At 71.7% G+C, this 12,382-nt stretch carries 13 protein-coding genes; 10 read left to right on the plus strand and 3 right to left on the minus strand.

Annotated elements, in window-relative coordinates; genetic code table 11:
- Nucleotides 1–283: 283 nt before the first annotated feature.
- The 5 genes from CFP66_RS17670 to CFP66_RS17690 all read left to right on the plus strand — a co-directional run bounded on the left by CFP66_RS17670 (nucleotide 284) and on the right by CFP66_RS17690 (nucleotide 3,336).
- On the plus strand, nucleotides 284–472 hold the full coding sequence (locus CFP66_RS17670) for a hypothetical protein (RefSeq protein WP_094925384.1): 189 nt from the start codon (nucleotides 284–286) through the stop codon (nucleotides 470–472).
- Nucleotides 469–822, plus strand: a complete 354-nt coding sequence (locus CFP66_RS47255) for an HNH endonuclease (protein WP_143517287.1) — start codon at nucleotides 469–471, stop codon at nucleotides 820–822. Before CFP66_RS17670 ends, CFP66_RS47255 begins: the two co-directional genes overlap by 4 nt.
- Entirely contained in the window at nucleotides 819–1,073 is a 255-nt protein-coding gene (locus CFP66_RS17680) for a hypothetical protein (RefSeq protein WP_094925388.1), read from the plus strand. The genes CFP66_RS47255 and CFP66_RS17680 overlap by 4 nt, the downstream gene beginning before the upstream one ends.
- Before the next feature lie 129 nt (nucleotides 1,074–1,202).
- Nucleotides 1,203–2,834: a phage major capsid protein gene (locus CFP66_RS17685; RefSeq protein ID WP_143517288.1), complete on the plus strand. Its 1,632-nt coding sequence runs from the start codon at nucleotides 1,203–1,205 to the stop codon at nucleotides 2,832–2,834.
- Nucleotides 2,835–2,943: 109 nt separating this feature from the next.
- On the plus strand, nucleotides 2,944–3,336 hold the full coding sequence (locus CFP66_RS17690) for a hypothetical protein (RefSeq protein ID WP_143517289.1): 393 nt from the start codon (nucleotides 2,944–2,946) through the stop codon (nucleotides 3,334–3,336).
- A 457-nt stretch (nucleotides 3,337–3,793) separates the two neighbouring features.
- On the opposite strand, the gene CFP66_RS17695 is transcribed toward CFP66_RS17690, so the two are convergent.
- On the minus strand, nucleotides 3,794–4,027 hold the full coding sequence (locus tag CFP66_RS17695) for a hypothetical protein (RefSeq protein WP_094925394.1): 234 nt from the start codon (nucleotides 4,025–4,027) through the stop codon (nucleotides 3,794–3,796).
- A gap of 184 nt (nucleotides 4,028–4,211) precedes the next feature.
- Here CFP66_RS17695 and CFP66_RS49230 point away from each other — a divergent pair, with 184 nt between their 5' ends.
- Nucleotides 4,212–4,406, plus strand: coding sequence for a helix-turn-helix domain-containing protein (locus CFP66_RS49230; protein ID WP_233159505.1), 195 nt, complete (start codon nucleotides 4,212–4,214; stop codon nucleotides 4,404–4,406).
- 281 nt (nucleotides 4,407–4,687) lie between these two features.
- Here the strand turns inward: CFP66_RS49230 and CFP66_RS17705 are convergent, their stop codons facing one another.
- Together CFP66_RS17705 and CFP66_RS17710 are read right to left on the minus strand one after the other, a co-directional pair.
- Nucleotides 4,688–5,830: a homoserine O-acetyltransferase gene (locus tag CFP66_RS17705; protein WP_094925399.1), complete on the minus strand. Its 1,143-nt coding sequence runs from the start codon at nucleotides 5,828–5,830 to the stop codon at nucleotides 4,688–4,690.
- Nucleotides 5,831–5,838: 8 nt separating this feature from the next.
- Nucleotides 5,839–7,134, minus strand: coding sequence for a bifunctional o-acetylhomoserine/o-acetylserine sulfhydrylase (locus tag CFP66_RS17710; RefSeq protein WP_094925402.1), 1,296 nt, complete (start codon nucleotides 7,132–7,134; stop codon nucleotides 5,839–5,841).
- 176 nt (nucleotides 7,135–7,310) lie between these two features.
- On the opposite strand from CFP66_RS17710, the gene yaaA reads away from it, so the two are divergent.
- From yaaA to CFP66_RS17730, 4 genes are all read left to right on the plus strand, one after another.
- Complete coding sequence (yaaA, locus tag CFP66_RS17715) at nucleotides 7,311–8,057, plus strand: peroxide stress protein YaaA (RefSeq protein WP_094925603.1); 747 nt, start codon at nucleotides 7,311–7,313, stop codon at nucleotides 8,055–8,057.
- A 231-nt stretch (nucleotides 8,058–8,288) separates the two neighbouring features.
- Nucleotides 8,289–9,242, plus strand: coding sequence for a serine protein kinase RIO (locus CFP66_RS17720; protein ID WP_094925405.1), 954 nt, complete (start codon nucleotides 8,289–8,291; stop codon nucleotides 9,240–9,242).
- 390 nt (nucleotides 9,243–9,632) lie between these two features.
- A complete protein-coding gene (locus CFP66_RS17725; RefSeq protein WP_094925407.1) occupies nucleotides 9,633–10,928 on the plus strand; it encodes a DEAD/DEAH box helicase in 1,296 nt (431 codons plus the stop codon).
- Between the two features lie 85 nt (nucleotides 10,929–11,013).
- Complete coding sequence (locus CFP66_RS17730) at nucleotides 11,014–12,357, plus strand: hypothetical protein (RefSeq protein ID WP_094925410.1); 1,344 nt, start codon at nucleotides 11,014–11,016, stop codon at nucleotides 12,355–12,357.
- The last annotated feature ends 25 nt before the right edge of the window (nucleotides 12,358–12,382 follow it).

Consider the following 12,382-nt stretch of genomic DNA (forward strand, 5'->3'; position numbering starts at 1 on the left):
TGACCTACGTGATCACTAGTTGTGCCTCTGACCAGCGGATATAGGATAGGGCACGAGGCGCCCGGGGGCACGTAGGCATCGCGAGGGGGTCGAGGCCGGCGACCTCCCAGCCCTCATCCAGATTTTCTCTCCACAAGATCAGAAATAGTTGTGGATCATGATCCGATTGCTACGGAAGGTGACAATTGCGGACAGCGTAAGATCACCGATCACTCACTCTCCGTGCACGCCGTGCATCGCGTGCACGCTGGGTGATGGCTCCCCAACCTGAGACACTGCGACTGTGACCAGGAAGAAGAGCGACGACGCGCCCGCCAACGGCACGGCGTTCGCGCGCGGCGGGGTCACCGGCACGTGGACGCGCGTCGACACCAGCGAGCCCATCGACCCGAACGACCCGCCGACCGGTACCTACGACGTGATCAGACCGGACGGCAAGCGCGTGTCCTGGATCGTGGGGCTGGACCCGTGAGACGGACGTTCGTCTCCGCGCGCGTGTGCGAGAACCCCCGGTGCGGGGCGTTCTTCAGCGCGAAGATCAGTACACAGATCTACTGCAACCCGCGGTGCCGACCGAACGGCGGACCTGGACATCACGCGCTCAGCTCAACTCAGCGCGGACTCGATTACGCGTACCGCAAGGCCCGGCTGAAGGTCCTTGAGCGCGACCGCTACACGTGTCGGCTCATGCTCGACGTCTGCACCATCACGGCCGACACCGTCGACCACGTCATTCCGCGCATCATGGGCGGTACGAACGATCCCGCGAACCTACAGGCCGCGTGCGGCCCGTGTAACCGACTGAAAGGCGCCCGACTGTGACCGATGAGGAATTGCTGGCCGCTGTCGACGCCGTGCTCGATCACGGGACCGTGCTGCCCGGTGAAGCCCTCGCCGACATGACCGAGGCGCAGAAGTGGACCTACAGCCGCGCGATCGACCGCCGACACTTTGCCGTGACGCTGGAGATGCAGCGCATGCGGGAGCGCCACCCGGGCCTGCCGTTGCCGGACGGCGTGCCGCACTTCATGTTCGTTTCCGACGTGCCCGACGATCCGTCGAGCATCGCCTAGAATCCCGGATAGTCCACACCGGACAGCACGGACCCGGCTGCCAGATGGCCGCCGCTGACCAGCGGGTCAGCTCCGAGCGACAGGTGTCCCCCATCCCTGCCGTTTTTTGGAGTTGCCCCGATGGCTTCCATGACCGACAAGATTTATTCGAGGGTGGCCGCGCAGATCGCGGCGAACGCCACCGATGCCGCGCGCCGCGAGGGTGGGTCGGCGCTGGAGCGCGTGACCGCCGTCCGCGATGCGACCGGCAGCAACCCGATCAACGATGAGGCCGTGGCGCTGGTCGCCGGTGGCGGCCTTCAGGACCGCGCCGACGTCATCCTGGATGAGGTCGCGCGGATCGACCGGCACGAGCGGCCCACCCGTGCGCAGCGCGAGCGCCGTGACGTCCTGCTCGCTGAGGCCGCCGAGCTGGAGCGCGCGCGTGTGAACGCTGAGCGCGCCGCGCTGCGTCAGTACCTCACCGGTGGTGGCGCGGTCGTTGAGCGCGGCACCCCCGTGAACGAGACGGACGGCTACGACCGCGACCCGTTCGGCGCGGACGGTGGCCGCCGGTCCGGTCCGGAGCTGATGCGTCACGTCGGCGACCCGTGGGCCGAGCGCATCGCCACGTTCGGCCGGTCCCCCGCCGAAGTGGCCGCGCAGGCACGATCCATCGCGTTGGCCGCCGTCGAGCGCGTGCCCGACGTCCCCGACGCCGCCCGCGACCGGTTCACCCGCTACATGGACACGGAGCGCGGCGAACCGATGGGGAAGGTGGCCCGCTGGATTCGCGCCACGTCCGACCCGGATTACCGGGCCGCCTGGTGCAAGCTCGCCGTGGACCCGGGAAATGGTCACCGCATGTGGACCGATGCGGAGCTGAAGGCGGCACAGTTCGTCGATTCGGAAGCGCGCGCAATGAACCTCACCGACTCGTCCGGTGGGTATCTCGTTCCCTTCCAGCTGGACCCGACTGTGCTTCTCACGAATGACGGCACCACGGGCGTGATTCGCCAGATCGCCCGGACCGTGGTCGCCACCGGTGATGTGTGGAATGGCGTTTCCAGTGCAGGGGTCACGGCTAATTGGTATGCGGAGGCCGCCGAGGTTTCCGACGATTCCCCGACTCTGGCACAGCCGTCCATTCAGGTGCACCGGTCCAGCGCGTTTGTGCCCGTGTCGTTCGAGGCATTCGACGACGCCGCCAGCATCGCTCAGGAAGTGTCGACGCTGCTTACCGATGCGCTGTTCCGGCTGGACGAGCAGGCATTCACCACCGGTTCCGGGTCGGGTCAGCCGTTCGGCATCGTGACCGCGCTGACCGGCACCACGTCGGAAGTGAATCAGGCCGGGACCACGCTGGACGCCGCCGACTGGTTCGCCCTGCAGAACGCGTTGCCGCCCCGGTTCCAGCAGAACGCATCGTGGATCACGCACCTGGTTTCCATGAACACGGCGCGCGCGACTCCGATTGCCAGCGGGCTGGACTCGCCGGTTCTGCAGGAGGGCAATCCGCCGACGATCCTGGGCAAGCCGGTCTACGAAGCCAACTACATGGATTCGACGGTGACTGCCACCGAGTCGGACCACCTTGCGGTGTACGGCTCGTTCGAGAATTTCATTGTGGCCGATCGTATTGGGATGACTATCGAGCTTGTGCCGCACCTTTTCGGGGCCGCCGGCCGTCCGTCCGGGCAGCGCGGTTGGTTCGCGTGGCGGAGGTGCGGTGCAGATGTCGTCGTGCCGAATGCGTTCCGGATGCTGGACAAGAGCGACTAGTCCGAGGACGTCTGACGACATGGCACGCATTCGTGTCCGCGCGAACGTGAGGGGCGACCAGCGTTTGCGCCGGTTGGCTCAGGCTCTCCGCGATGCCGGAGAAGAAGACATGCGCAAGGAGCTGAACGCCGCCGTTCGTCGCGGCGCTAAGCCGATGGCGCAGGCCGTCAAGGCGGGTGCGTTGGCGCTCCCGGCCGAAACCGGGCAGTCCACCGGTTTACGCGCCAGCATGGCGGCCGCTACGCGGTTCTCCAATACGGCGCGGGGCGCGTTCGTCATGGTGGATTCGTCGCGCATGCCGGGCGATCAGGCCACGCTGCCGGTGCACACCGATAGCGGCGCGTGGCGGCATCCCGTGTTCGGTTCGGATACGTGGGTGTCGCAGACGTCGCGGGCGGACTGGTTCGCCACCGCGGCACTGAGTCAGTCCCACGTTGTCGAACGCGAAGTCGGTGAGGTCCTGGACAAGATCGCGGACCGGATCGGCGGCGCGGTCGGATAGGTGATCGTGGCCGCCCCCGGGCCCGCCGTGCGCGGAGATTGCGAGCGGAAAGAGCGTGGAGCGCGGGTCGGGGGCCGCGCTGCGCTCACCCGAGGGCGGCACCGGTCACAACGCCGTGCTGCCGGACCCGCATCCCGTCCTGGCCGCAGAGCACCCGGACGGCGTAGCCCTCTTGTTCGTCGTGGTGATCGCTTGCATCGTCCGGCTGTCCCGCGTCCACAGGTCTGGCCACAACAGAACGGGCCCCCGGGGCTGCACTCCCGGGGGCCCGTTCGGTCGTGTCGGTGGTACTACCGGGCGAGGCGGTGAACGGCCTCGTGCTGGTCGGCCGCCGACGCCACGTAGAGGCACGCGCACAATGGGCACACCCGCACGCGCAGCGCCCGGCCGAACGGCCATGTGACGATGCGCCGCACTCGATGACGGCCGTGCACGGGATGCGCGTCCCCGGCGCGGTTCACCGCTCGCCCATCCGCCTGCGCACGGCCAACGCCATCAGGGCGAGCCGATGCAGCGTGCATGGGTGCACGCGCGCGGGGTAGCCGGTGCCCGGCCGGGTGCAGCCGACACACCGTCCGGTGTCGTCGGCGGCGTGGTCGACGAGCAGTCGCGCGACCGTCTCCGGCATCAACGCCAACTGCTCGGCGAGCCGTTCGTACTGCGACTGCTCGGTGCTGGATATCGTCGCCATGGGCCCACTTCCTTGGGGTGGGTCTAGGCCCTCGGCTGGCGGTACCGCGCCGGTCGGGGGCCGCCTGCTGTCTGGCAAGCCCCTGCACCGTAGTCCAACTGACTCAATCGGAACACTCGACCATCACGGTAAAGGTGACACCGCTGCCCCATCTGACGCGCGCGGATCATGCGAGGGTGCGGGAGTGCGGGAGGAGTACGTCACGACGGCGGAGGCCGCGAAGGAGCTGGGCATCAGCCGCCAGTCCCTCGCGCGCTACGTCGCGCGCGGCTGGCTTGTGCCGACCCGCACCCTGCCCAGTGGCCACTACAGGTGGCGAATGTCGGACCTGGAGCGGCAGCTCCGGGAGCTACGGCAACGCACCGACGACGACGAGTGATCCAAAAGCGGCGCGTCCGCAGCTAACCATCTGGCGGGGGGCGCGGCGGTAACCCGACCGCCTGGCCCATCGATGGGCGGGCATGGGACGGGCCGGTGAGTGGCTGCGCGAGTGGTGGCAGGTGGCGGTCATCGTGCTCCTGGCCTTCACAGTGGCCGTGGGCGCCGCGCTGCTGACGTTGGTCTGCTAAACCCGCTGGTCAGGAACATGTCACAACTCATGCGTTGCAGAGGGCAACGAGTTCTGCATCGGGGAGACGGAGGCGGCCACGGCCGAGTTGATCACGACTCCAGCAGCTCCGTGAGCAGCGCTCCCACCTCGGCGGCCTCGATGAGGAAGCCGTCGTGCCCGTACGGCGAGTCCACCAGGCGCAGCGGGCCCGCGTTCGGGATGCCCGCCGCGAGCTCGGCCTGCTGCGCAGGTGGGTAGAGCCGGTCGGAGGTCACGCCGGCCACGAGCGTCCTTGCCGTCACGCGCGCGAGCCCCGCTGCCACACCGCCGCGATCGCGGCCCACGTCGTGGGCGTTCATCAGCTCGGTGAGCCGCACGTAGGACGCGGCGTCGAAGCGGCGCACCAGCTTGTTCGCGTGGTGGTCGAGGTAGCTCTCCACGGCGTAGCGCCCGCCGTGCCACGGGTCCTCGTCGTCCTGCGGGCGGCGGCCGAAGCGCTCGCCGAGTTCCCCGGCGCTGCGGTAGCTCAGGTGCGCGATGCGCCGCGCCACGCCGAGGCCGCCGTGCGGGCCCTGGCCGGGCGGGGCGTCGTGGTAGTCGCCTCCGCGCCAGCCGGGATCGGCGCGGATCGCGGCGATCTGGGGCGTGGCCCAGCCGATCTGGTCGGCGCTGGTCGCAGCCGGGGAGGCCAGCAGGCACAGCCGCGTCACGCGGTCGGGCTCCATCGCGGCCCATTCCAGCGCCCGCATGCCGCCCATCGAGCCGCCGATCACGCAGGCCCAGCTCTGCACGCCCAGCGCGTCGGCCAGCACGCGTTCCGCCACCACCGAGTCGCGGGCGGTCACCAGGGGGAAGCGGCTCCCCCACGGCCTGCCGTCCGGTGCGGGCGAGGCCGGTCCGGTGCTGCCCTGGCAGCCGCCGACGATGTTCGGAGCCACCACGAACCACCGTGCGGGGTCGAGCGCGCGCCCCGGACCGATGAGCGCGTCCCACCAGCCCGCGGTCGCGTGCCCCGGGCCCGGCGGGCCGGCCACGTGGCTGTCGCCGGTGAGGGCGTGCAGCACGAGCACGGCGTTGGACGCGTCCGCGTTCAACGCCCCCCACGTCTCGTAGGCGAGGCGGACGTCGGGCAGCGTGCCCCCGGCCTCCAGCTGCAGGGGTTCCGGGAGCCGGACCCACTGCCTGCGGCCGGGGTCGTCCCCCTCCCGCCAGGCGCCGCTGGCGGGAGGAAGATCGGTGTCGACGGCGGTCACGAGCGGTGTCAGGCTCCCTTGGCTGCCCGGAAGCCCGCCTCGAGGTCGGCCTTGAGGTCCTCGAGGCCCTCGAGGCCCACCGACAGCCGCACCAGGCCGGGCGTCACACCGGTGGCGAGCTGCTCCTCGCCGGAGAGCTGGCTGTGCGTCGTGCTCGCGGGGTGGATCACCAGGCTGCGCACGTCGCCGATGTTGGCCAGGTGGCTGTGCAGCTCGAGCGCGTCCACGAACTTGCGCCCGGCGTCCACACCGCCGCGGATGTCGAACGACACGATCGCGCCGGCGCCGCGCGGCAGGTACTTCTGCCCGGCCTCGTACCACGGGCTCGACGGCAGGCCCGCGTAGTGGACCTTCTCGACCTCGTCGCGCTGCTCGAGCCACTCGGCGAGCGCCTGCGCGTTCTGCACGTGCCGCTCCATGCGCAGCGACAGCGTCTCGACGCCCTGGATGAGCAGGAAGCTGTTCTGCGGCGCGATGGCCGGGCCGAGGTCGCGCAGCAGCTGCACCCGCAGCTTGATGATGTAGGACTGCGGCCCGAGGGCGTCCCAGTAGTTGAGGCCGTGGTAGCTCGGGTCGGGCGTGGTCAGGCCCGGGTAGCGGTCGGCGTGGTCGCCCCAGGCGAAGTTGCCGGAGTCGACCACCACGCCGCCGATGGCGGTGCCGTGGCCGCCCAGGAACTTCGTGGCCGAGTGCACGACGATGTCGGCGCCGTGCTCGAGCGGGCGCAGCAGGTACGGCGTGGGCACCGTGTTGTCGACGAGCAGCGGCACGCCCGCGGCGTGCGCGGCGTCGGCCACGGCACGCACGTCGAGCACGTTGCCGCGCGGGTTGCCCAGCGTCTCGGCGTAGAAGGCCTTCGTGTTCGGGCGCACCGCGGCGCGCCACGCGTCGATGTCGTCGGGGTCGTCGACGAACGAGACCTCGATGCCCATCTTCGGGAACGTGTAGTGGAACAGGTTGTAGGTGCCGCCGTAGAGCGCGGAGCTCGACACGATGTGGTCGCCGGCCTCGGCGATGTTGAGCAGCGCGAGGGTCTGTGCCGCCTGGCCGGACGCGAACGCGACGGCCGCGATCCCGCCTTCGAGTGCGGCCACGCGCTGCTCCAGCACGTCCTGCGTGGGGTTCATGATCCGCGTGTAGATGTTGCCCAGCTCGGTGAGCCCGAACAGCGCGGCGGCGTGCTCGGTGTCGCGGAAGGTGTAGGACGTGGTCTGGTAGATCGGCGTGGCGCGGGCGCCGGTGGTCGGGTCGGCGGTGGCGCCGGCGTGGACCTGCTTGGTCTCGAAGGACCAGTTCTCGGACACAGCTGTCTCCCGGGGAGAGGACGGAGTGGGCTCGGCGGTCAGCGGCCGGGACGACACATCGCGCTCGTGGTCCGCATGTAGTCGACATGCCGACGCATCACGAGGCGGATCACGCCCAGGACCGTAATGCGCACGTCATCCCGGCACAACCGCACCCCCGGGCTACCCTGCCCGGCGTGCTGGTGCTGCTGCCCCCGTCGGAGACCAAGCGCGACGGCGGTGACGGGCCGCCGTTGCGGCTGGACGCGCTGTCGCACCCCGCGCTGGACGCGGTGCGCAAGGCGCTCGTCGAGGAGCTGGTGAGCCTGGCCGCCGACCCGCAGGCGTGCCGCGCGGCGCTCGGGCTCTCCCCCGCGCAGGACGCCGAGGTCGCCCGCAACGCGGCGCTGTGGACCGCGCCCACCATGCCCGCCCTGCACCGCTACACGGGTGTTCTCTACGACGCGCTCGACCCCGGGTCGCTGCGTGGTGCCGCGGCCGCCCGGGCCGGGGCGCGGCTGGCCGTCGGCTCGGCGCTGTTCGGGCTGCTGCGCGCCGGCGACCCGGTGCCCGCGTACCGCCTGTCGGCAGGTTCCGCGCTGCCCGCCGGCGGCACCCTCGCCGCGCGGTGGAAGCCGGTGCTCGAGCCCGAGCTGGCGGCGGTCGCCGCGGCGGAGCTGGTGGTGGACCTGCGCTCGGGCTCCTACGCCGCGCTGGGCCGGGTGCCCGGCGCGGTCACGGTCACGGTCCTCGCCGAGAAGCCGGACGGCACCCGCAGCGTCGTCAGCCACTTCAACAAGGCCCACAAGGGCCGGCTGGCACGGGTGCTGGCCGGCACGAGAGCCGAGCCGACGGACGCGGCAGGGGTAGCGACGATCGCCCGCAGGGCGGGCATGCACGTGGAACGCGCAGGGAACGCGCTGTCGGTCATCGTCCCCGCCTGACCACCTTGATCCCGCACCTCGATCCCGCACCTCGGCGTTGGGGGGTGCGAAATTCGGTTGCGGGTCTCGTGGGTGGGCGGGCATCGTCGCCCGCGTTCGGTGCCGGGGGTCCGGCGTGATCGGAGGAGGTGGCCTGTGTCGATGCCTGTCCTGGACGACGCCTGCCCTCGTCCGATTCCCGCCCCGCGCTGACCACGATCCGCGGGGCGCACACTCCTCTGGAGCCCCGCGTTGCGCGACTACGAGTCGTACTTCGAGACGTTCGAGAACGAACGCCCCCGCAAGCCCCGTCGACGTCGCTTCGACGACGACGCGCCCGCCCGCCGCCGACCGGCGCCGGACCTGTCCGCGCTCGACGAGCGGGACGGCGTCGAGCCCGACGGCCCGCCGACCGGCGACCGCTGGTCCACCTGGGACGGCGCCGAGCACGGTCCGCGGCCCCGCCCGGACTGGGTGGTCACCGAGCACGCCGCGGTCGACACCGAGCTCGGCGTGATCAAGACCGGCAAGGAGGCGGACGTCCACCTCGTCGAGCGGGGCGTGCCCGGCACCGGCCGGCGTGCGCTCATGGCCGCCAAGCGCTACCGCACGGCCGAGCACCGCATGTTCCACCGCGACGCCGGCTACCTCGAAGGTCGCCGGGTCCGTCGGTCCCGGGAGATGCGGGCCATGGCCGGGCGCACCGCGTTCGGCCGTGACCTGCTCGCCGGTCAGTGGGCGAGCGCCGAGTTCGCCGCGCTCTCCCGGCTGTGGACCGACGGGATCGCGGTGCCCTACCCCGTCCAGTGCAGCGGCACCGAGCTCCTGCTGGAGTTCCTCGGCACCGACGACGGCACCGCGGCACCGCGGCTGGCCCAGCTGCGCCCCGACGGGGACGAGCTGGGTGATCTGTGGCACCAATTGGAGGACGCGCTGCTCGGGCTGGCCCGGCACGGCCTGACCCACGGCGACCTGTCCGCCTACAACCTGCTCGTGCACGACGGGCGGTTGGTGCTCATCGATCTCCCGCAGGTCGTGGATGTGATCGGCAACCCGCAAGGGCCCGAGTTCCTGGCCCGCGACGTCCGCCGCGTCGGCGACTGGTTCCTCGCACGCGGCCTGGACACCGGGCTCCCCGAGGCGCTGCTGGCCGAACTGCGGGCGGAGGCGGGAATGCCACCGGCTCCCGGGGCGTCACAGGGATAGCCGTCCGGTCCGTCCGGCGTCCGGCCGGTTGCTCCCCGTAGACTCGATCTCGAGCGCCCGGCCGGACCCAGCCGTGGAGTGGGCGCACCCGCAGTACTCATCAGGGCGCAGCGCCTGCGCCCGGGGCTCGTCCTTCAGAGATCCCAGCCGCCGATCCGGCGCTGCTTCTCCGTGCGACGTGCCACGTCCCGGAGGTCGTTCTTGTCATCCCCGTCACCCCGCCGTGCCCAGCAGTCTTCGCGCTCGGGCTTCTCGGCGGACCCGCGTTCCCGTCGCTCCGACGGCGGGCGCTCCCGCTCCCCCCGTGGCCGTTCGCGCGGCCCGCAGAACCATTCCGCCGCCGCGCCTGCCGCACCGCCCGAGGTGCTCTGGACCGTTCCCGAGACGGGGATGCCCTCCTTCGCCGAGCTCGGCCTGCCCGAACCCGTCACGCGGGCCCTGACGGAGCGCGGCTTCACCGAGCCGTTCCCGATCCAGGCCGCCACGCTGCCCGACACGATCGCCGGGCGTGACCTGCTCGGGCGCGGCCAGACCGGATCGGGCAAGACGCTCGCGTTCGGTCTCGCGATGCTGGCCCGCCTCGCCGGCAGCCGCGCGCGGGCCCGCCAGCCGCGCGGGCTCGTCCTCGTCCCCACCCGCGAGCTCGCCCAGCAGGTGGACGACGCGCTGGCGCCGTTCGCGAAGGCGCTCGGCCTCACCACCGCCGTCGTCGTGGGCGGGCTGTCGTTCAACCGGCAGGTCTCCGACCTGGCGCGGGGCGTCGATCTGCTCGTCGCCACGCCCGGCCGGCTCACCGACCACACGAACCAGCGCACGTGCGACCTCTCGCAGGTCACGGTCACCGCGCTCGACGAGGCCGACCGCATGTCCGACATGGGGTTCCTGCCCCAGGTCCGGGCGATCCTGAACCTCACCCCGCCCGACGGGCAGCGGCTGCTGTTCTCCGCCACCCTCGACGGCGAGGTGGGCGCGCTGGTCCGCCAGTACCTCACCGACCCCGTCACCCGGTCCGTCGCCTCGGCAACGGCCCAGGTCTCGACGATGGACCACCACGTCCTGCTCGCCGACCCGGCGGACAAGCCGCGCATCGTCACCGAGGTCGCCGCGCGCGAGGGCCGCACGATCCTGTTCTCCCGCACCAAGCACGGCGTGGACAAGCTCGTGAAGATCCTGCGCCGCGAGGGCGTCGCGGCCGGCGCACTGCACGGCGGCAAGGCCCAGAACGCGCGCAACCGGGCGATCGCGGCGTTCAAGGACGGGAGCACCCCGGTGCTCGTGGCCACCGACGTGGCCGCACGCGGCATCCACATCGACGACGTCAGCCTCGTCGTGCACGTCGACCCGCCGGCCGACCCCAAGGACTACCTGCATCGCGCGGGCCGCACGGCCCGAGCGGGCGACTCGGGCACGGTCGTCACGCTGGTGACGCCTGCGGAGCGGCGCGACGTCGAGCGGCTCATGCGGCTCGCGGGCGTGCGGGCACCGCAGACCGCGGTGGGGCCCGGCGCCCCGGAGCTGGCGCGGATCACCGGTGCGCGCCAACCGTCGGGGGTGCCGGTCGTCGAGCCGCCCAAGCCCGAGCCCACGCCGCGGGGTGCCGGTCGGCGCTCCCACGGTTCCGGCGGCAGGGGTCGCCGACCGGGCGCCCGCTCGGGCGGAGGGCGTCGCAGCAGCACCGCTGCCTGACCGGCGCGCGGGAACCCTCTCAGCCGCTCCACAGGAGTGCCCTGACAGTGTTCGGGGACCACTCGTTCCGACATCGAAGGTTCCCGTGCGCGCTCCCCGTCCCCTCGCCGCTGCACTCGCCGTGCTGGCTGCGGCGTTGGTCGCCTGCTCCACCGATCCGACCGCGTCGCCCGCCCCCGCTCCGGCCGATCAGCTGCCGCCCATCGAGCTGGGGGGCGACTGGCAGTGGACCCCGCAGGCCGCGCCGCTCGAGCTCGGCGTCACCCACACCCAGTACAGCCTCGACGACCACAGCCCGGCGGAGGCGCGGCAGCGCGGGATCGACATCCTCGCGAACGACGCCGCGATCTGGCAGAACCACCACCTGATGGGCTTCGGCTCCGGCAACCCGGAGCCCTCGCCCGGTGAGTACGACTGGGCCACGCTCGACGCGCGGATGCAGCTCACGGAGCAGACCGGCCAGCGCAGCGTCCTCACCCTCTGCTGCGCTCCGGACTGGATGAAGGGCGGCGAGGAGGGCGAGACGGACTGGGACGACCTGGAGGGAAACCCGGATCCGGAGCACTTCGGCGACTACGCCGCGCTGGCCGCCGAGGCGGTGCAGCGCTACCCGCAGGTCGAGCGGGTGATGGTGTGGAACGAGCTCAAGGGCTTCTGGGCCGACGACAAGAACCGCTGGGACTACGAGGGCTACACCGACCTCTACAACCAGGTCTACCGGGCGGTGAAGGACGTCCGGCCCGACGTCCTGGTCGGCGGGCCCTACGTCGTCATGATCAGCCTCGATCCCGGCTCCCAGGACGCGTCGTCGTTCGCCGGGCCGTGGGGCGTGGCGGACCAGCGCACCCTCGACGTGGTCGACTACTGGCTGCAGAACAACGTGGGCGCCGACTTCCTCGTCGTCGACGCCGCGACGGACACCCGCACCGAGACCGTCCCCGCCCCGAGGGACGGCAACCAGAAGTTCGCCGACGTGGCGCGCTGGCTGCAGGAGCGCAGCGACCTGCCGATCTGGTGGGCCGAGTTCTACCCGGAGGTCCCCGACGGGGAGAGCGACGAGGCCACGAGCCCGGCCAACGCCGCCGTCATGCTCGGCGCCGTCGCCGCCATGGCCGAATCGGGCACCGCGGGCGCGCTCCTGTGGGGGCCGCAGGGGCACGACCTCGGCTCCGCGGCGTTGTGGACCGACGCCACCGAGGACAACGGTGGGCAGCCGACGCCGCTGACGGCGGCGTGGCAGTTCCTGGTGCCGCACCTCGCCGCCGGGGACGTCGAGATCGGGCGTTCCCCGTCCCGGCCGGACCTGCTGGCCTTCCGCGCGGAGGACGGCGTGGTCGTGGCGAACGTGAGCGCGGCGCCGGGCGAGCCGGCCCCGGGCGCCGAGCCGATGCAGCCGTGGCAGATCTCGGTGACCGGCCGCGACTCCTGACCCGGCTGTGAGTGGATACGAGTGC

The organism is Pseudonocardia sp. MH-G8, from assembly GCF_002262885.1.
Classification (GTDB): Bacteria; Actinomycetota; Actinomycetes; order Mycobacteriales; family Pseudonocardiaceae; genus Pseudonocardia.